The sequence below is a fragment of the Lacrimispora sp. BS-2 genome (assembly GCF_040207125.1).
In the GTDB taxonomy this organism is placed as follows: domain Bacteria; phylum Bacillota; class Clostridia; order Lachnospirales; family Lachnospiraceae; genus Lacrimispora.
The window spans coordinates 3,284,188-3,303,136 of the sequence record NZ_CP157940.1 but is presented as its reverse complement, the minus strand read 5'-3'; the positions used below and the strand labels follow the sequence as shown (position 1 = coordinate 3,303,136).

The 18,949-nt window shown below is 44.3% G+C and carries 20 protein-coding genes; 15 read left to right on the top strand and 5 right to left on the bottom strand.

From position 1 onward, the window contains the following. Positions 1–141: 141 nt before the first annotated feature. Genes ABFV83_RS15470 through ABFV83_RS15460 form a run of 3 tightly spaced genes read left to right on the top strand, consistent with a single transcriptional unit; the run spans position 142 to position 2,913 of the window. Positions 142–591, top strand: coding sequence for a MarR family transcriptional regulator (locus tag ABFV83_RS15470; RefSeq protein WP_349945052.1), 450 nt, complete (start codon positions 142–144; stop codon positions 589–591). An 8-nt stretch (positions 592–599) separates the two neighbouring features. Beyond that, positions 600–1,988, top strand: coding sequence for an MATE family efflux transporter (locus ABFV83_RS15465; RefSeq protein WP_349945050.1), 1,389 nt, complete (start codon positions 600–602; stop codon positions 1,986–1,988). Positions 1,989–2,022: 34 nt separating this feature from the next. Further along, positions 2,023–2,913, top strand: coding sequence for an alpha/beta hydrolase (locus tag ABFV83_RS15460; protein WP_349945048.1), 891 nt, complete (start codon positions 2,023–2,025; stop codon positions 2,911–2,913). A 75-nt stretch (positions 2,914–2,988) separates the two neighbouring features. Here the strand turns inward: ABFV83_RS15460 and ABFV83_RS15455 are convergent, their stop codons facing one another. The 4 genes from ABFV83_RS15455 to ABFV83_RS15440 form a co-directional block, all read right to left on the bottom strand. Further along, on the bottom strand, positions 2,989–3,711 hold the full coding sequence (locus ABFV83_RS15455) for an adaptor protein MecA (RefSeq protein ID WP_349945047.1): 723 nt from the start codon (positions 3,709–3,711) through the stop codon (positions 2,989–2,991). Between the two features lie 485 nt (positions 3,712–4,196). Continuing rightward, entirely contained in the window at positions 4,197–4,424 is a 228-nt protein-coding gene (locus ABFV83_RS15450; protein WP_349948938.1) for a GNAT family N-acetyltransferase, read from the bottom strand. Positions 4,425–4,447: 23 nt separating this feature from the next. Then, positions 4,448–4,582, bottom strand: coding sequence for a hypothetical protein (locus ABFV83_RS15445; RefSeq protein ID WP_349945045.1), 135 nt, complete (start codon positions 4,580–4,582; stop codon positions 4,448–4,450). Between the two features lie 169 nt (positions 4,583–4,751). Further along, positions 4,752–5,153 carry a pyridoxamine 5'-phosphate oxidase family protein gene (locus ABFV83_RS15440; RefSeq protein WP_349945044.1) on the bottom strand — a complete coding sequence of 134 codons (402 nt, stop codon included), beginning with the start codon at positions 5,151–5,153 and terminating at the stop codon, positions 4,752–4,754. Between the two features lie 138 nt (positions 5,154–5,291). Between ABFV83_RS15440 and ABFV83_RS15435 the strand changes: the two genes are divergently transcribed. From ABFV83_RS15435 to ABFV83_RS15380, 12 genes are all read left to right on the top strand, one after another. Then, complete coding sequence (locus ABFV83_RS15435) at positions 5,292–5,663, top strand: helix-turn-helix domain-containing protein (RefSeq protein ID WP_349945042.1); 372 nt, start codon at positions 5,292–5,294, stop codon at positions 5,661–5,663. A 318-nt stretch (positions 5,664–5,981) separates the two neighbouring features. Then, positions 5,982–7,415, top strand: a complete 1,434-nt coding sequence (locus tag ABFV83_RS15430; RefSeq protein WP_349948937.1) for a serine/threonine-protein kinase — start codon at positions 5,982–5,984, stop codon at positions 7,413–7,415. Beyond that, positions 7,345–8,040 carry a hypothetical protein gene (locus tag ABFV83_RS15425; RefSeq protein ID WP_349945040.1) on the top strand — a complete coding sequence of 232 codons (696 nt, stop codon included), beginning with the start codon at positions 7,345–7,347 and terminating at the stop codon, positions 8,038–8,040. The genes ABFV83_RS15430 and ABFV83_RS15425 overlap by 71 nt, the downstream gene beginning before the upstream one ends. A gap of 89 nt (positions 8,041–8,129) precedes the next feature. Beyond that, entirely contained in the window at positions 8,130–8,375 is a 246-nt protein-coding gene (locus tag ABFV83_RS15420; RefSeq protein ID WP_349945039.1) for a hypothetical protein, read from the top strand. A gap of 265 nt (positions 8,376–8,640) precedes the next feature. Continuing rightward, complete coding sequence (locus ABFV83_RS15415) at positions 8,641–10,302, top strand: glycosyl hydrolase family 18 protein (protein WP_349945038.1); 1,662 nt, start codon at positions 8,641–8,643, stop codon at positions 10,300–10,302. A gap of 33 nt (positions 10,303–10,335) precedes the next feature. Next, complete coding sequence (locus ABFV83_RS15410; RefSeq protein ID WP_349945036.1) at positions 10,336–11,763, top strand: metallophosphoesterase; 1,428 nt, start codon at positions 10,336–10,338, stop codon at positions 11,761–11,763. Between the two features lie 79 nt (positions 11,764–11,842). Then, complete coding sequence (locus ABFV83_RS15405) at positions 11,843–12,538, top strand: N-acetylmuramoyl-L-alanine amidase (RefSeq protein WP_349945035.1); 696 nt, start codon at positions 11,843–11,845, stop codon at positions 12,536–12,538. Positions 12,539–13,275: 737 nt separating this feature from the next. Beyond that, positions 13,276–13,692, top strand: coding sequence for a hypothetical protein (locus tag ABFV83_RS15400; RefSeq protein WP_349945033.1), 417 nt, complete (start codon positions 13,276–13,278; stop codon positions 13,690–13,692). A 365-nt stretch (positions 13,693–14,057) separates the two neighbouring features. Then, complete coding sequence (locus tag ABFV83_RS15395) at positions 14,058–14,351, top strand: phage holin family protein (RefSeq protein ID WP_349945031.1); 294 nt, start codon at positions 14,058–14,060, stop codon at positions 14,349–14,351. Between the two features lie 84 nt (positions 14,352–14,435). Beyond that, positions 14,436–14,621: a hypothetical protein gene (locus ABFV83_RS15390; RefSeq protein WP_349945029.1), complete on the top strand. Its 186-nt coding sequence runs from the start codon at positions 14,436–14,438 to the stop codon at positions 14,619–14,621. A 785-nt stretch (positions 14,622–15,406) separates the two neighbouring features. Next, positions 15,407–16,201: a sulfite exporter TauE/SafE family protein gene (locus ABFV83_RS15385; RefSeq protein ID WP_349945027.1), complete on the top strand. Its 795-nt coding sequence runs from the start codon at positions 15,407–15,409 to the stop codon at positions 16,199–16,201. A gap of 355 nt (positions 16,202–16,556) precedes the next feature. Further along, positions 16,557–17,828, top strand: a complete 1,272-nt coding sequence (locus ABFV83_RS15380) for a HAMP domain-containing methyl-accepting chemotaxis protein (RefSeq protein ID WP_349945025.1) — start codon at positions 16,557–16,559, stop codon at positions 17,826–17,828. A gap of 92 nt (positions 17,829–17,920) precedes the next feature. On the opposite strand, the gene asnA is transcribed toward ABFV83_RS15380, so the two are convergent. Next, positions 17,921–18,928, bottom strand: coding sequence for an aspartate--ammonia ligase (gene asnA, locus ABFV83_RS15375; RefSeq protein WP_349945023.1), 1,008 nt, complete (start codon positions 18,926–18,928; stop codon positions 17,921–17,923). Between the last annotated feature and the right edge of the window lie 21 nt (positions 18,929–18,949).

The following is an 18,949-nucleotide window of genomic DNA, read 5'->3' as shown; positions in this document are numbered from 1 at the left end:
GATAAGCGGTACCGGTTCTGCGAAATCGGTATCGCTTTTTATTACATAAAAAAATAGTTGCGAATGCAACTATATTGTGATATGCTGATTATCATCTAAAAAAAGATAAAATGCCGTCCTTAAGGCTTGGAGGTGGAAAATATGAAAGAGCACAAGGAAATCGGGAAATATATATCGATTATCCAGAGACTGAACAATATGTATTTTGCAAATCAATTATCTTCTTATCAGATAGGCTGTGGACAACAGTTTTTTTTATTGCAGATTTTTAAAAATCCGGGTATGAACCTGCATGAACTGGCTTCTTTTGGTCATTACGATAAAGCAACTGCTACCCGCGCGGTTAAGAAGCTGGAGGAAGAGGGATATGTTGTGACGGAAATGGCACAGGAGGATAAACGGATCCGGAGGATTTACGTTACCGACAAGGCAGCTTCTGTTGTGAAGAAGACCTTGGAGAGCGTAAATGAATGGGCGGAAATTATATTAAAGGGGTTTACCAAAGAGGAACGTGATCTGGCGGAGCAAATGCTCATCCGCATGGCCTGCAATGCCCATGATCACATTGTGGAGCAGAAAGGAAAGGAATAGAACATTTTATGGAACAAAACAGGATAAAACAGGGGGAAAATCCCCTGGGATATAAGCCCGTGGGGCATTTGCTGCTGCAGTTTGCACTTCCGGCGATTGTTTCCATGCTGGTAAATTCGGTTTACAACATTGTTGACCAGATTTTTATCGGACAAGGCGTCGGGTATCTGGGAAATGCGGCGACTACCATAGCGTTTCCTATTGTCACCATCATTTTAGCCATGTCGACTCTCTTGGGAGCGGGCGGAAGCGCCTATGCAGCCATTAAGCTGGGCGAAAAGAATGAGGAAGAGGCGGACAAGACTCTTGGGACCGTTTTCCTTGTGACCCTGGCAGCCAGTATAGCACTTATGGCTGTGGGATTCCCGCTTATGACACCTATGCTAAAGATTTTTGGAGCAACCGCCAATACCATGGAATATGCAAGGCAGTATACTTCTATTATATTGCTGGGCACTCCCTTTAACATGCTTTCCGTGGTGTTAAGCAATATGGCCAGGACAGACGGGAATCCGACCTTATCCATGTGCGCTATTTTAGTCGGCGCCGCTTTAAATACCATTTTGGATCCGATTTATATTTTCGTATTTCATTGGGGCGTGACCGGAGCGGCTATAGCCACCATTACTTCACAGATCATTTCCACAGTTGTGCTTGTGCTGTATTTTGTGTACAGAGGAAAACATATGCGCCTTCATAAAAATGGCTTACGCATTAACGGGGATATCTGCAGGCTGGCGCTGCCTCTTGGGATATCAAGCGGCATCACCCAGGTGGCATCTACCATTTTGCAGGTTGTCATGAACAATTCTCTGGTGTATTATGGAAATAAGACGGCCATCGGCGGTGATGTGGCTTTAAGCGCCATGGGTGTTGTAAATAAGATAGGAATGATCCTTATTTCCATCTGTATCGGGATCGGTATCGGCTCCCAGCCCATTCTTGGTTTTAACAAGGGGGCGAATCAGCCAAAGCGTGTGAGGAAGACCTTTCTTTTGGCAGCAGCGGCAGCAACCACAGTTGCCTTTACGGGCTGGCTGGCCTGTCAGCTGTTCACAGAGCAGATTATAAGTCTGTTTGGGACGGAGGATGTGCAGTTTACCCAGTTTGCCATCCGCTGCCTGAAGGTGTATATGCTGGGAATCTTTACTGCCGGTTTCCAGGTTGTGTCCACCAGCTATTTCCAGTCAACGGGACAACCCTTAAAGGCTTCCATTTTATCCATGCTGCGCCAGCTTTTGTTATTGATCCCGCTGATTCTTATCCTTCCTCTTTCATTTGGTCTGGAAGGAATTCTGTATGCAGGGCCTGTGGCGGATATTACTTCAATGGTCATTGTCAGCCAGTTTGTTCTGTATGAATTGAAAAAATTAAACAGATTATGCAAGGAATCGTAACACATGGAATACAGGGAAAGGAGAGATGGAAGCCATGAGCATGAAAACGGAGATGACGAGGATTTTTGCCGGGCTTAAAAAAGCGGATAGAAAGATGGCTCTTGAGCTGGAACAGCCTGCCAGAGGCAGGTTAGCCCTGGCCCAGGAACGGTTTACAAAAAGGGTGAGGGTAAAAGCCTGGAACGTGGATGGGTTTCCCGGAGTCACCATAAACGGAAGCTATGCAAAGGCTGCCCATATCCTCATGCTGCCGGGAGGGGCCTATACTCTGGAGCCGTCAGAGCGTTACAGGGAAATGGCGGAGCAATTTGCCATAGAAAAGCAGGTAAAGGTGACCATACCTTCCTGCCCGCTGGCTCCGGAGTATACAGCCTTAGATGTCCACCGGTATCTGGTCAGGGTTTACAACTGGCTAATGTCAGAGTATCCGGAAGATGAGTTCTTTCTGTTTGGGGATTTTTCCGGCGGCGGTCTGGCCCTTTCACTTTTACAGGAGCTGCGGGACATGGGGAACCTTCCTATGCCGGTGAGGACTGCCGTAGTGTCCCCGTGGCTTGATATTGCCCTTAATAATCCAAAGATAAAAATAATGAAAAAAACAGATCCGATCCTTCCCGTGGAAGGGCTGAAAGAGGCCGGCGCCCGCTACTGCGGTCCTTTGGAACCGGAACATCCCTTTGTTTCTCCCCTTTATGGGAACTGGGATCATCTGGGAAAGATTCTGGTATTTTCCGGGACAGAAGAGATTCTTACGCCGGACTGCGAACTGTTAGCGGAAAAGGCGGGAAAATTGCAGGGAACGGAAATCATTTATAAAAAAGGGGCTAAAATGGTTCATGACTGGATCTTGATTCCATGTAAGGAAACCGATGCCACTTTTGAATTGATTTTTGCATTTTTTCTGGAAGGAGCTTTGGGATTTTAAAATGAGGTTCGGTCCTTTTCAGGGGCCGAACCTCATTTTTGGTTTGTGATGAAGTACTATGAACAAAGGAACGGATTAAAGTTTGGCCAGTGACTGAAGGGCGTGGCCTTCAATCAACACCTCGTAATGTTCCCTGTAGTACGCTTCGGAGGCGTAGTCCTGATGAATCTTGGAGCCATATTCTGCAAGCAGGTTACAGACACGGCTGAAATTTAAAGATTTGTCAGGGGTGTTCCTGATCACCAGATAATACTGTCTGGTATCAGGTTTTTTATATAATGTATTCTCGCCATCGTAAACCTGTCCGATGGTCCTTGCAGCATCAGATATCTGATCCAGGCTCTGAAAACAATAGATTCTTATAGAGGAAGCACTTGATTGCTCTTTTGTTGGTTCTTCTGCCTCCGGTTCTTCTTTCTTGTCAATACCTAACAGATTCAACAGTCCGTCGGCGCCTTCCAAAAGCTCGCTTGCTAAGTCTCCTGGCATGGAATCCAAGTCTTCGTCGGCTGATGGAGAAAATTTTGCAAACCTTGTATCTAATTCTTCCGGGTCGTCGATTTTGGTGATTACTAACATTACGCTTTCGTTGGACAATGGAATTGCTTCTACCATGAGAGGAATGTCTTCTGCTTCGAATCCCACTTCGTTAGAGGCTTTTTGAATCATCTCGCGGAACAGGTTGCGGGCTTTTTCACTGCCATAGGCAAGCTCGCCTAAATTTAAGTTTCTGACGCTTAAATCAAAGCTGGTAAGCGTACAGCGAATTTGATTTTCGTTAATACGTTCTATCTTCATAGGATCACTTCCTGTTCTTTTTAAAATGGTGAATGAATATTTACATACTTCCTCAACATAACTATACTATATAATATAGCGAAAAAGCAATTACTATGTGAAAAAATTTATATAATTTTAAGGTTTGTATGCTAATAACCGGGAATCCTATAAGATTATTGGAATTTCCCGGTTTTATTTTTTGATGTGATGATAGTTTTATATTATTTTGTGTGATTTTTTCGGAATCTCTGTGTGTCAGTCTGGATGGAATTGCCTGCTAACATTATTTGCCATATTGATTTATAAGAACAAATCCCAAAACTTGCATAGAAAGAGAGTTTTAGGTTTGTTCTTATTTTTTAATAATTTTTTATCAAAGTAAAAATTGTACTTTGTATAAGTCAGCTATAGCGGTGATGTTTTGCTGTGAATAAAAGTTTGCACAGGGTTTGAATGCTGATACAATAAGAGACTTCTGTTCTGTCTGCTTGTGCCAAGAAGTATTAAGTGAATTTATACTTCATTGGAGTAAACCGTATTCCATTTACAAGTTGTTCGGTGTCTGTATCCACAAAACCAAGTTTATGATATACCTCTACTGCATAAGGTGATGAATTGATCGTTATTTCTTCATAGATACCCGCATTCTTATAGAAAGATGTTATGGTATTAAATAATTTCCGCCCAATTCCTTGCCGGTGGTGTTCCCTATCCAAAAACAAAAGAGAAATGTGGCACGGTTGTCTGGTTGCGATTACTCCTGCAATGCTCTCACCGGTGTATAATCCGGAGCTTCAAATTTCAGAAAAACCTGCCAGACCAAGTCCAGTGCACCATATTTCTTTATAGTATCTATATTCATTGTGGCTATAATATAATCCTCAATCATATCTGCACCTCATAAATTCGTGTATTACCTTTGAGTTTGAGTAAATTATAGCAGAAAAATACCGTTGGTGAAAGGGATTTTATCCGGTGTGCATGAAATCCTTTTTATCCTTTTCCGAAGAAAAGCAGCAGCCAAAATCATCCTGAAGATGGTACATTTATGCTTGGGATTAAATGGTATAAGTCTTGGGGCCTTCTGTAAAGCTGAAAGTTTCCACTTCCTCTACATCAATGTAGAAAAGCTCAAAAACAGGATTTTCTGGTGTTTTGTATATGCCCTTTATGCCGGGATTTTCATCCAGTGCACGGGTTTTTAAGGAAACATCGTTTACAAAGACTGCCTTACCATTAACAGATACCACTGGTGTAAAGTTGGCGGGATAGGTGCAGAAAGAAACATAAGGGCTGGCCTTGATCTGGTCGTAGACAGGCTTTTTATTACTGGTGCAGAAATATACCTTGTCGCCGTCTGTAAACAGATACTGGAACACCCGGGTCTTTACCTTGCTGCCATCCTGTGTCGCCAGGACTCCGTTGGGGTTTTCCTTTAAAACAGCTGCATAATCAATCATGATTGATCCTCCATTCTCTAATTGGCAAATTGTATTTTGCCGTGCTTTATGCTATAATTATAGTGTGCACAGATTAAATTACAAGTACGATTTTTTAATATAGTAAGTATCTAATTGGATAGTAATGGAGGATTTCTCGTGAAAAATGAAAGTGAAAAAAAAGACCTGTTCGGTGTCTGTCCCTATTTTACCTCTCAAAAGGTATTGAGCGGGAAATGGGCATTGCTGATTCTTCACTATTTAAGTGAGCGGACATTACGGTTTAAGGAATTGGAGCGTGAATTAGCTCCCATTACCCAGGCTACACTTACAAAACAGTTACGCAATTTGGAAGAACATGGCTTGATTACCCGTACCGTATACAATACAATCCCGCCCAAAGTGGAATACTCGTTGAGCGAGCTGGGCCTTCAATTTAAGCCGGTCTTGGACAGTCTGGAAAAATGGGGAGATTCATACATTGCTCACATGGAAGGAAAAGGTGGTTTGAAAGATAAAGCTGATAACTAAAAGATATAAAATTGACGAAGTATTACAATCGGGAGTTAACAGTAAAATTAGTGAATGAAATTAAGCGTTTAAGAGAAAAAGGGTTATCTATTGAACAAATAAAAGAAAAGCTTATATTTAACAAAGAAGCCTGAATTGTTCGTAATGATGCCAGACAAAAAAAGATTATGCTGGCATTAATTTTTATTAATTGCTATTATAATTATAAATTTGAGGTTTTCATAAAAAATAGTTGAAAAAACAAACGGAATATATTAGAATATACCCCAAGAGATGATATTGGACAGACAAAGGGAGGTGGTTTAAGTAAGCGCCGTTCTGTTTGGCAAATATCAGCTATGCGGCATCTTGGGAACCGGCCGGGCAGGGACAGTATTTCTGGCGGTTCATCTTGGGCTTGAGGAGTACCGGGCAATTAAGCGGGTACCTAAAAGCTTTCTGAAATTTGAACTTCTAAGGCGAGAAGCACTTGTTCTTAAGGAATTGCGCCATCCTGGAATTCCCATTATTTTTGACGTAGAGGAAGACGAATTTTATAGTTATTTAATCGAAGAGTATCTGGAAGGAGAATCTTTATTTGACCTTGTAAAAGAGCAGGGCCATCTATCGCGGGAACTGGCCATATCATATGGAATCCAGTTGGCCGGCATCATCAGTTACCTGCATCTCGCAGGACCAAACCCCATATTACATTTGGATTTACAGCCGAAGAACCTGTTATTGTGCCATGACACCGTTAAATTGATTGACTTTGGACTTGCTGCATCCGTGGAGGATGCAAATATGCCCGGAGAGCGGTACGGAACCGTAGGATGTGCGGCGCCGGAGCAGTATTCAAAGGATGGAGTACTGGATGAACGAACAGATATATATGCCATTGGTGCTATCATCCATTATCTATTTACAGGAGAATTTCCCAAACTGCCCTATAAACCGGCTTCATCAATGGATGCCGATCTGGCTGCCGTCCTGAAGCGGTGCATAAAAAAGGAAAAAGAAGAACGGTTTTCATCAGCACAGGAGCTGGGGGAGAGGCTGGGACAGCTTAAAAACATGGGAACGGCTGCAAAAAACCGTCTACAATCATCATCTCTTACAATTGCTCTTGCAGGGAGCAAATCAGGGGCCGGAACGACTCATATTGGAATCGGCCTGTCTGTTTATCTTAGAAATCATGGATACCCCAATTTATTTGTAGAAAAGAATGACTCCGGCATGGGCACCGGGCTTGGTGACTTTGCAGCCGCAAAGAGGGACCATTTTGGCCTGATGAGGTATCAGGGCTTTGTTTGGAGACCCTATTACGGCCCGGGAGTGAAGCTGAAGGAGCCGCCTTATAAGATCCGCATTCTGGATTATGGAAAAAGTGTTGATCAGGCGCTGACGGGAAATCCCGATGTGGTGATACTGGTATGCGACGGCAGCAGCTGGAGCAGAAGCAGTGCCTTTTTCTCCGCAGAATATGTGGTAAAAGGCCATAGTTCCTATGGGATCGTTTATAATCATGTAACCAGAGGAACCAGGGTAAGGCTGCCTGACGGGACAGTTCCTTCCCGATGCTTAAAAGCCCCTTATTATCCGAATCCTTTTAAAATGAATGCAGAAACGGGAGATTTTTATAATACTCTTCTGGAAGAAATTTTAGAAATAAAAAGCAGGAAGAAAAAAAGGGGACACTTATTTGGAATACGGATCAGGGAGTGGATTTTCCGGATGCTTCCAGGCAAAGGCCGTATTCCTGGGAAAGGGTAAACGCCTTATGAAGGAAACGGTAAAAAAGGTATGGAAGCTTATACGCTCCGGTAAAAAAACGGTCAGCCAGGAGACCATTGGGATCATTGGAACCGGCAGAGGAGTGGGAGCGACCCATTTTACGGTTATGACAGCAGGATACCTGGGAGGAGTTCTTAGAAAGCGGTGCGCAGTATTGGAATGGAACAGCCATGGGGATTTCAGGAATTTAAGAAAACTGTGCGAAAAGGAAAAGGCACAAACCGGATGTTTTCAGATGCTGGAAGCGGATTATTATGAAAAAGCGGGGATTGATACGCTTTTATTGTGTAAAAAATCTGGTTACCAGGCGGTGATTGTGGATTACGGGACCGTAAAGGAGGGCAGTCTGGAAGAATTTTTAAGATGCGACAGGCAATTTGTTCTCGGGAGCTTAAGCGAGTGGCAGCTGGAAGCGTTTCTGGAGTTTGAGAGAAAAGGGAAAAAAGCGGAAAAGAGCTGGAAGACGCTCGTGTCGTTTGGCAGCGAGGAAGCCAGAAGGAATGCAGAAAAGAGGCTTAATATACCCATCGCTCGAATTCCGGTTTCAGTAGACGTGTTTGCTGTCACAGGTGAAATTATAGGATTTTATCAGCAGCTTTTATAGACGCTGGGGGAGGAAGTGTGTCACGGCATAACCCTTGTGGTCCTCCCCCTGCCATACGGCACATAAGAGAAATGTAAGGGGATATGTGGATGAAAAAAGAAGATGCCAGGGAAAGAAACAGGCAGACAGATAGAGGTCAGTATCTGGCAGGGCTTAAAAAATACCGTGATCAGGGAATTGCCATCCTTATAGATGGGGAAGAGCTGCCGGAAGAAGATTGGAATAAAATATTTGAGATAAGAGAGGATAATAGTTTTTATATGGCCGATTACATTCCTGACGGAAAGACCGGTAAGCTGAGGGAAATAAGATTTGACCGGGTTTACAACCGGTAAATTTTAGTAAGTGCCAAAAGGGACGCATAGGGGATGCCATCTTTAGCCTTAAGAAGGCCGTTTAAGTGCGTCAGGGCGGGATCAGGGGATTTGTAATGTAATGAAAATGTAAATTTCAAAAAATAAGAATTGTGATATAATGAGCGAAGATGAGTTTGTTCATCGGCGCGAAAGTTGAATGTCGATCATGAACCGCTGGTTCATGATATATCTAAAAGATAGTACAGGCAAAAGATAATATGATCCATTAGCAGGAGGAAAGCAGATGAAGAAAAAAACAGTGCCGGTTTTTGCGGCGCTAGGATTGATTTTATTAGTGACCGCCGGGTTTTTCGGGGTGCAGTTTCTGGAGCGGTATATTCCGTCAAAGGAACAGGCAGATATAGCCGAACTGCTGGGAGTAAAAGGAGATGAAGTGGCTCTTTATCTCAATGAGGATCTGCAGGAGGCAAAGGGTCTTTACCTGCAGGGCCAAACCTATCTCCCCATTGATTGGGTGAATGATATGCTGAATGAGCGGTTTTACTGGGACAGCCATGAAAATCTTCTTGTGTATGCCCTGCCGGACTCCATTGTCTATGCGGATCATTCCACTGTCGGGGATTCAGGGAAGCCCCTGATATGGGTGGATAAAAAGGGAGTTTATTTGTCCATTGGCCTGGTGGCTAATTATACGGATATCCGCGTAACGGCTTATGACGGCATTCAGTATAAACGGGTTTTTATAAATAATAGCTGGGAGGCCCAGCAAAAGGCGCTGGTTTCCGAGAAGGGCAATGTGAGGGTGAAAGGCGGACTGAAAAGCCCCATAGTAACGTGGGTTTCTCCCGGAAGCCAGGTTACTGTACTGGAATCCATGAAAAGGTGGGACAAGGTACGGACGGAAGACGGATTTGTAGGCTATGTGGAACGCAAGCGTCTGGGAGATGTGGCCAGCGAGGTTCCTGTAAGCACCTTTGTAAAGCCGGTTTACACCAATGTTTCCATGAAGGAACCAGTTTGTCTTGCCTGGCATCAGATGACCAACCTTGATGGAAATGGTTCTTTTGACAATCTGATTGCTAATACAAAGGGAGTCAATGTCATTTCCCCGACCTGGTTTGAGCTTTCGGATAATGAAGGAAATTTCCGTTCCCTGGCCCAGGCGGATTATGTAAAGAAAGCACATGACAAGGGAATGAAGGTCTGGGCCCTCATCAATAATTTCAGCCCGGATGTGAATACGGAAATCCTGATGTCAAAGACCTCCACCAGACGGAAGCTGATTGAAGCCCTTATGTCGGAGGTGGACAGGTACGGCCTTGACGGAATTAACCTGGACTTTGAGGGAATCAAGGAAGAAGCAGGAGTCCATTATATTCAGTTCATACGGGAGCTTTCCATCCCTTGCCGCAAGAAAGGGATCGTCTTGTCCGTAGATAATTATGTTCCTGCTCCCGGCAATCAGTTTTATAACCGAAAAGAGCAGGGAATCGTGGCTGACTACGTAATTATAATGGGATATGACGAACATTATGCAGGCGGGGACGCCGGTTCTGTGGCTTCCATTAATTATGTGGAAAAAGGCATCAAGGATACCCTGGCTCAGGTGCCAAAGGAAAAGGTGATCAACGGGATTCCTCTCTATACAAGGGTGTGGACCGAGGGACCAGACGGAAAGACTGCCTCTTCCGCCATGGGCATTGCCCGTGCAAAGGAATGGGTCAGCGAAAATCAGGTGGAATTATATTGGCAGGAGGAGCTTGGCCAGTATTACGGAGAATTGCAGACAGAGGAAGGGCTTAAAAAGCTGTGGCTGGAAGAAGAGCGCTCCATAGGCCTTAAGATGAATCTGATAAGGCAGTATGGCCTGGCAGGTGTGGCCTGCTGGAAGCTGGGATTTGAACCGTCAGACTTATGGGATGAAATCCGGCTGGATAAAAAATAAACAAATGACGTGGAACAGACAGGAAGGTCAGGTATGAGAAACAGGATCGTATTGGCAGCATTATTGGCCACGGTATGTATGCTGGCAGGTTGTTCTTTGAAAGGAACAGTGCCGGAAAGCACCAGTGCAGAGAGCACTTCACCGCCGGAAACAGAGACAACGAGGACAGAACCGCCCACCATAGAAGAATTTCCCAAGACTTCGGAGAACCCGGCTGCACAGCCTTCTGAGGAAGCCTTTGACAACGGCTGCAAGATCATTGTCGCTACGGATATCCATTATTTAGCCAGGGATTTGACGGATTTTAAGAAGGGCTTTCAATACAGTGTGGACCATGGTGACGGCAAGGTGATGCAATATATTTGGGAGATCACGGATGCTTTTGTAGAAGAGGTGAAGAAGGAACGGCCTGATCTGGTGATCTTAAGCGGGGATCTGACCTATGAAGGAGAAAAGGAGAGCCATGAAGAGCTTGCCGAAAAGCTTGGAGAGATTGAAGATGCCGGAATTCCTGTGATCGTTATTCCGGGAAATCATGATATCAATAACTCCAAGGCAGCTCAGTTTGTGGGAGATACCTTTTTGGGAGCGGAAAATATAACCCCGGATAAATTTGAAGAGATTTATCAGGATTTTGGATACAATGAGGCGGTCAGCCGGGATCCTGCATCCTTAAGCTACGTATACCAGGTAAACGATTATACCAGGGCCTTAATGCTTGATACATGCCAGTACGAACCGAAAAATCTGGTTGGGGGAATGATACGGGATGATACATATGACTGGATAGAGGAACAGATGGAGGAAGCCTGGAATCTGGGAATGAATGTGATTCCTGTGGGCCACCATAATCTTCTTGATGAAAGTGAAGTATACTTACAGGACTGTACCATTGAACACAGTGAGCAGCTTATTGACCAGCTGGAAAGCTGGGAGGTTCCCTTGTTTTTAAGCGGACACCTTCATGTGCAGCACTATATGAGATCCCGCAGCGATTCCGGGATCTATGAGATCGTGACCAGTTCCTTGTCCACGCCGCCCTGCCAATATGGGATCTTATATTATGGAGATGACGGAAGCTTCCGTTACCATACAAAGTCTTTGGATATGAAGGATTGGGCCAAAAAGACGGGAAGCACGGATAAAAATCTTTTAAATTTTAATGAGTTTGGAAAAAGATTTTTAAGCAAGGTGTTTTACAATCAGGCTCAGGATGAATTTGAGAGGCTTGATACACTAAAAGGGCTAACCAGATCCCAGAAGGAGCAGATGGCAAAGGTTTATGCAGAGCTTAATGCCGCCTGCTATGCAGGAAAGGTTACAGACATCAGGGACAAGGCCAAAGCCAAGGCCGGTTACAAGATGTGGGAGGAAGAAGGGTATCCCAGCATTCTGGCTCAATATCTGGAATGGATCACTGCGGATGGGACAAAGGACTATAATGTATTAAGTTCAGAATGACAGGAAAGTCACAGGGAGCAGTTCTTTTTTATTTCACTGAAAGATATAATTCATTAAGAAGATGAATCAGGTAGAAAATGTGAAATTTAAGAAGTGGGAACCTTTTATGGCGCTGGTTTTGCTGGTGCTGGTATATGTGATATCAAGTCAGGCTGGAAAGATGGCGGCAGGAGTCAATGCAAAAGCCGGAAAAGAAAAACCTGTGGTCGTTATAGATGCGGGGCACGGAGGAAATGATCCGGGAAAGATAGGCATTGACGGAACCCTGGAAAAGGATATAAATTTGCAGATAGCGAACCGGTTAAAAAAATATCTGGAAGCTTCTGACGTGAAAGTGATTCTGACCAGAGAAGATGACAACGGACTGTACTCGGAAAAGGACAGCAGAAAAAAGATGGCGGACATGAGTAAGCGCTGTGAGATCATCAATGATGTAAGTCCGGCACTTACGGTCAGCATCCATCAGAACAGCTATCATCAGGAGGACGTTTTCGGAGGACAGGTATTTTACTATAAAAGGTCCGATAAGGGAAAGGAACTGGCTGAGATTTTACAGAGCCGGTTTGATTATGTGCTGGGAGAGAAGAATACCAGACTGGCAAAGCCTAACGACAACTATTATCTGCTTTTACATGTGCGGACCCCGATCGTGATCGTGGAATGCGGCTTTTTAACCAATTGGAAGGAATCTGCTCTTTTAAACTCCCCGGATTACCAGGACCGGCTGGCCTGGACGATCCACATGGGGGTTATGGAGTATTTGAATGGAAGATAACAAAATACGGGATTTAAGGGCATCTTTTCCAGGAAAAGGTGCCCTTTGTCTACCTTTTGTCAATGCCTTTTTTAGCGGTAGACAAATTAAGCGAATTCCTCATAGATGTTTACAGCATTTTGATCCCCCTGCTCCATGTCAAAAACATAGTATTTTATCTATATCTAAACATTCTTGGGTAATCATAATTTCAGAATCCAAAATATAATGTTTATAGTAGTATTCTCCATACTTTATCCGGTTTTCAGACTGGCCTTTCTTTTCGGCCTTTAATGCAGAATATAGGGAGTTTCCAAACATTATTGTGCGGTAAAGGGATTTAAGGCTGCCGAGGTAAACGGGGACAGCAAAGGCCGGATGCCCTATAGATATTGAGGAGGCAGAAAAGCAGGCCGCAGAAGATGTTGCCGCTCAAAGAGAGGAAGCCCTTGCAAAGCAGCTTAAGGAAATGAGAAACCGTAAAAAGAAGCTGGTGGATCCGCTTCAATTTGAAATGAGCATCCAGGCGGGAGCTCCTGCAGGTGTAAATCCGCAGGAATACATACCGGAATAACAGTTACATCTGCACTCGCGAGCCGGAGTGGATATATGATAAGTGGTCTGCAGGCTCAGCTTGCATCCGGAGCAGAGTCGGAGATCTTTTATGGTGCTGACGTTCCGGTAAAATATTAATCCGAAGTCTTAAAAACATATCTGGCACAAATTTCCGCCTTGTCCGGACAGAAAGGGGAAAAGCGATGAAGCAGGCTTTTAAATATTTATTCCTTTGGTTGGTAGGAGGGTTTATTTACATAGGTATGGAGCTGGCATTCCGCGGCCGTTCACATTGGACCATGTTTGTATTAGGCGGTGTGTGTTTTGTGTGCCTGGGCCTGATCAATGAATTGATTCCTTGGCAGATGCCCCTTTTAAAGCAGATGTTAATTGGTGCGGCTATAATTACATATTTTGAGTTTTTAACCGGTTGTGTAGTTAATATATGGCTGGGCTGGGGGATTTGGGATTACAGCAACATGCCCGGCAATATCTTGGGGCAGATCTGTCCGCTATTTACTTTCTTTTGGTTCTGGATCAGTGGGGCAGGGATCATATTGGATGACTGGCTGCGTTACTGGCTGTTTGGAGAAGACCGGCCATATTATAAATTGATATAAGAAAGAATGAGGTATGATCCTTTGTTAGAAATCATAGAGTATATGGACAGGCAATGGGTGGAATGGTTATTTTTAATTATTTCCGCTTTATTGGGCTGGGGTATTGAAGGCTTGCTAAGAGATAAGCAGAGGAAAGCGTAAAAAATAAAGCACTCCATGACGGAATGCAAGCGCTGCTTAGAGATAGAATAATCGGGGTATACAATTATTACCAAGATAAGAAATTTTGTCCCATTTATGCCAAAGAGAATGTAAAGCGGATGTACGACGCCTATCATGACCTGGGCGGGAATGATGTGGCAACGAGACTTAAAGACAATTTATTATCCATGCCGGAGGAACCGGAAGAAAGAGAGGGTTAATTTATGGAACAGATTACGAATTATGTCAAACCGGAACTGATCGTAGTGGCAGTAGTTTTGTACTTTTTAGGACAGGCGATTAAAAAGAGCCAGACCATCAAGGGTAAGTATATCCCCCTTATCAATGGGGCTGTAGGCATTTTGTTGTGCGGTATATACGTGTTGGGCACAAGTAGCTGCCAGACCGGGCAGGAAATTGCTATGGCGGTATTTACGGCTATTACGCAGGGGGTCCTGGTTGCCGGATTGAGTACATATGTAGATCAGATTATTAAGCAGTCTAGAAAAACTGAATAATTGTTGTTATATCACAACTTTTAGGCCTGGGATAATCCTGGGCCTTTTTCAATTTGATGGTGCCGGGATAATGATCACAAATAAGTGGTACAAGTACAAGGGTGGTGGTGGTATTATCTTAATACAGACGGCGTCATGCTCAAGGGCACCCTGATTGCTGAATCCGGAAAGGTTTTCTGTCTGGACGGTGAAGGGAAAATGGTTGTAGAATCGGTGACACTCACGCCGGATCAGGACGGTGCGCTGCAGTTTCCGGTATTGGCGAAATAGGGTCCCAAGGGAATTTGTAAGATATATTTAATAGTATGTTCCAACTTAAGAACATATAATTATACTGGCAGGTACAAACTGCTGGCAATCGTGTATAGGATGGTAGGCCTCGATTCTACATAGAATGGAGGTGTTGCTCATGAAGAATCTTGACTTTAAGGACCTAATGTCTTTTGGTATGTTCCTTCTAGCACTGCTGACATTCGTCATTAAGACATGTCGCTAAATGCAAAAAGCCTTCCCTGTACTTTGGCCGGTTGGGAAGGTCTTTGCTTTTCTAATTAGCCAACCACCCTGTGGCGATTGCCCTTTTTATTATATTATACCTACTGTTAAAATATTACAACAAATTGCTGGGGGTATCCCAAATTTCGGGCCAGCCTTTTTGTCTGCTCCTTGTCTACGCCGATCAGATTTTTTAATAGGATTATTCATGCAATAAAATGTCTTGTAGTTTTCTTGAATCTCATAAATCCTTTATTTTTCAATGAATCAGGTGTATACAAATGCTAATACATGTTTAGTAGAATTATGCCTTACCATAAATGGGGGTTACGGAGTATTTGAATGGAAGATAAGGGAATACAGGAGTTACCTCTTTTTATTTGCCTGTTTTATCTGAAGTGTGATATGATAAACGCTGGACATAGAAAAACGGTGGTTCTCTGATGGCGAAGCTGCTCTGAAAAAGGGGCAGGTGGTAGTTGATGAAAAATACAATGTCCTTAAGGCATATGTACATGGAAGAGAATGCCGCTAATACCGGCGAGGAAGGATCTTGAAAAATGAGTGGTTATTTATATGGATTGTTTTTGTTGATCAGCTTTGGCGCATCCATTGCAGGCGCCATTTGTGGAATAGGCGGAGGCGTTATTATAAAGCCCACCCTGGATGCATTTGGAGTGTTAAGCGTAGCTGCCATAAGCTTTCTGTCAGGCTGTACGGTGCTTGCAATGACTTGTTATTCTGTGATTAAAGGAAAAATGAGCGGAGAGTCCCTGGTGGATATGAAGACGGGAACGCCTCTTGCCATAGGGGCGGCAATAGGCGGAGTTGTGGGAAAGTCTATGTTTCAGGCGGTTTCTTCCTTATTTGCAGACAAGGACATGGTGGGGGCCGTCCAGGCAGCATGTCTCCTGGTGATTACTCTTGGAACGCTGATCTATACCATAAAAAAGGACAAGATCCATACCCATCATGTGACCAATCCGGTAATTTGTGTGTTGATTGGACTGGTGCTTGGGATACTTTCTTCATTTTTGGGAATTGGAGGAGGCCCCATTAATCTGGTGGTGCTGTTTTTCTTTTTTTCCATGGATACCAAGGCAGCCGCCCAGAATTCCCTTTACATCATCCTGTTTTCCCAGATCACAGGGCTTATGAATTCCCTGGTAACAGGAACAGTACCGGAATTCTCTATCTGGCTTTTAGTTCTCATGGTGATAGGAGGGATCTTAGGCGGGATGAGCGGCCGGGTGATTAATAAAAGGATTGACGAGAAGGTGGTGGACAGGCTTTTCCTGTTTTTGATGGTAGTTATCATTGGGATCAATCTATATAATATTTATCAATTTATGTAAACTATAAGAAAGGAAATCATATGGGGAAGCGGCCCTCATCTTTAGATAAGGGATTTTTACGAATCCATTCTGTATGACCGGCCTGTGACCATAGACGGCCTTGAGGGAAGAAAGACTTTTGAGATGATCAAGGGCATCTATTTATCTTCTCTGGAAAAACGCCGTATTTACCTGCAGTTGGAGAGGTAGTATTACTTTTCCAACTGCTTTTTGTGTGGTTTTCATATCAGCAAAATTTATTAATGACCCATTTCTCCCTTTGCAGATAAACAAAATCTTTATTTTGCTAAAATTATACAAAAACCTGTCGATATATACTATAACTATATAAATAAAAACAAGGGGTGCAGTTCAAATGGAAAAACATGAAAAACAGAATTCAATTGCCCTTAGCAAAAGGATGGCAATAGGATTCGGCGTAGTAAACATGATAACCGTTCTAATTTTTTTGATAAGCTTTTTCACCATTTACGGATCATATTCCGCAGGCAGCGTTTCATCTGCAACTTTTACACTTTTTTCGGCAGCAATTCTTCTGTTGACTATCATATCCGTTGTTGCAAGCGTAATAATATGCAGGGCCTTAAACGGAAGCATTGTTCGCCCTCTTAAAATACTTAACAATATTGCGAGGCAGCTGTCCGTGGGAGATGCAAGCGCAAACGTCCGGGTCCTCACAAAGGATGAGGTGGGAGAATTAATGAAATCCTTTAAGGCCATGGTGGAAAATACCAGAAACCAGGCTCAGACAGCCGAGGCAATAGCCCGCGGGGACTTAACCGTCCAGGTGAAAATAAATTCGGAAAAGGATGTCCTTGGCATGGCCTTAAGCAGCATCGTAGAGAAAAATAACTGCATTCTGTCTCAAATATGCGATACGTCAGGGCAGGTTTTGAGCGGCGCCGGTCAGATATCAGAAGCAAGCATACGGCTTTCGGAAGGGGCAGGCCATCAGGCAGGCTCCCTTCAGGAATTAGCTGCAGCCATAACGGAGGTAAAAAACCAGATCGGCTTAAGCGCAGATAATGCGGCAATGGCCAGAACATGTGCCAATGACGTCAGTCACGGAGCCATGGATGGAAACAGGCACATGGAGGAAATGCTCAGAGCCATGGATGAAATCAACGTGTCCGCTTCAAATATCTCAAAGGTAATAAAGGCGATCGAGGACATTGCTTTCCAGACAAATTTGCTGTCATTAAATGCCTCGGTAGAGGCCGCAAGGGCGGGCGAGTACGGAAAGGGCTTTGCGGTAGTGGCAGATGAGGTGCGGAGCCTTGCAGCCCGTTCGGCAAAAGCCGCAAAGGAAACCACAGATATGATAGAAAGTTCCATACAGAAGGCCGAGCATGGAATGAATATTGCTAAGACCACTGCAGATGCTTTTAACAAAATAGTGGGAGGGATAGAGCAGGTCGCTGAATTGGCGGAAAAGATCGCCGGCGCATCGTCAGAGCAAGCTTTCGGCATAGCCCGTATAAACGACGAGATCAGCCAGGTATCCAACCTGGTGCAGGCAAATTCGGCAGCGTCCGAAGAAAGCACCGCTGCAATGGCCCAGCTTTATAAGCAGGCTGAAACGCTGAAGGAAATGGTTCAGACCTTCAGGCTGAAAACGCCCTGCTAAAGAGAAGGGGGTGCTACTCAATAGCTATAACTGCTATTATTGCAACACCCTCTTTTAATTTATCCTTTTAAGGCGGATGAGGTCCATTCAGCCTACAGAAGAATGATGTTATGCTTCCTGCATTCCTCCCGCATTTCCTTTGGCCAGATGCTTGCCTGGACTTCTCCCACATGGGCTCTGTCCAGCAAAAGCATGCAGAGGCGGGATTGCCCGATGCCGCCGCCAATGGTATAGGGCAGCTCTCCGTTTAAAAGCATTTTATGGTAAGGCAGGCTTTTCCTATCTTCGCAGCCAGCCTTTTCAAGCTGTTTTGTCAGGGATTCTTCATCCACCCGGATTCCCATGCTGGAGATTTCCAGGGCACAGTTTAAATTCTCAAACCAGAACAGGATGTCCCCGTTTAACTGCCAGTCATCGTAGTCAGGAGCTCTTCCGTCATGGGGCTTTCCGCTTCCAAGCTTGTCCCCGATCTTCATAAGAAAGACGCAGCCGTGTTCCTTTGTGATCAGATTTTCCCTTTCCTTTGGAGTCTTGTCCGGATAGAGGTCCTCCAGCTCCTGGGAAGTGATAAAGGTAATGTCTTTCGGAAGGTGCTTTACGGCCTGAGGGTATTTGTACCAGACCTCATGCTGCATGTGCTTGATGATCTTAAAGATATTGCGGACGGTTTCCTTTAAGGTTTCTTCGTTACGCTCCTCCTTTGTGATGACCTTTTCCCAGTCCCACTGGTCCACATAACAGGAGTGAAGGTTGTCTAAATCTTCGTCTCTCCGGATGGCGTTCATATTGGTATAAAGGCCTTCGCCGGGCTGAAAGCCGTATTCATGAAGGGCCATACGTTTCCATTTGGCAAGGGAGTGTACGACTTCAATGGCTTCGTCAGGAATGCCGGCGATGTCAAACCGCACCGGGCGCTCCACGCCGTTTAAATCATCATTTAAGCCGCTGCTGTGCTCTACAAACAGGGGGGCTGAGATCCGTTCCAAATTCATTTCCTTACCAAGTTCTTTTTGAAACGTATCCCTGATGTATTTAATGGCCTCCTGTGTCTCTCTGACCGAGAGCTTAGGGTCATAGTTTTCCGGTATGATGAGTTCCATGTAGTATTCCTCCCAAATAAA

Excerpts from the sequence above, each read along its gene's own strand:
- ABFV83_RS15470 (WP_349945052.1), top strand. The coding sequence starts at position 142 with ATGAAAGAGCACAAGGAAATCGGGAAATATATATCGATTATCCAGAGA.
- ABFV83_RS15465 (WP_349945050.1), top strand. The coding sequence starts at position 600 with ATGGAACAAAACAGGATAAAACAGGGGGAAAATCCCCTGGGATATAAG.
- ABFV83_RS15460 (WP_349945048.1), top strand. The coding sequence starts at position 2,023 with ATGAGCATGAAAACGGAGATGACGAGGATTTTTGCCGGGCTTAAAAAA.
- ABFV83_RS15455 (WP_349945047.1), bottom strand. The coding sequence starts at position 3,711 with ATGAAGATAGAACGTATTAACGAAAATCAAATTCGCTGTACGCTTACC.
- ABFV83_RS15445 (WP_349945045.1), bottom strand. The coding sequence starts at position 4,582 with ATGATTGAGGATTATATTATAGCCACAATGAATATAGATACTATAAAG.
- ABFV83_RS15440 (WP_349945044.1), bottom strand. The coding sequence starts at position 5,153 with ATGATTGATTATGCAGCTGTTTTAAAGGAAAACCCCAACGGAGTCCTG.
- ABFV83_RS15420 (WP_349945039.1), top strand. The coding sequence starts at position 8,130 with ATGAAAAAAGAAGATGCCAGGGAAAGAAACAGGCAGACAGATAGAGGT.
- ABFV83_RS15415 (WP_349945038.1), top strand. The coding sequence starts at position 8,641 with ATGAAGAAAAAAACAGTGCCGGTTTTTGCGGCGCTAGGATTGATTTTA.
- ABFV83_RS15410 (WP_349945036.1), top strand. The coding sequence starts at position 10,336 with ATGAGAAACAGGATCGTATTGGCAGCATTATTGGCCACGGTATGTATG.
- ABFV83_RS15400 (WP_349945033.1), top strand. The coding sequence starts at position 13,276 with ATGAAGCAGGCTTTTAAATATTTATTCCTTTGGTTGGTAGGAGGGTTT.
- ABFV83_RS15395 (WP_349945031.1), top strand. The coding sequence starts at position 14,058 with ATGGAACAGATTACGAATTATGTCAAACCGGAACTGATCGTAGTGGCA.
- ABFV83_RS15385 (WP_349945027.1), top strand. The coding sequence starts at position 15,407 with ATGAGTGGTTATTTATATGGATTGTTTTTGTTGATCAGCTTTGGCGCA.
- ABFV83_RS15380 (WP_349945025.1), top strand. The coding sequence starts at position 16,557 with ATGGAAAAACATGAAAAACAGAATTCAATTGCCCTTAGCAAAAGGATG.
- asnA (WP_349945023.1), bottom strand. The coding sequence starts at position 18,928 with ATGGAACTCATCATACCGGAAAACTATGACCCTAAGCTCTCGGTCAGA.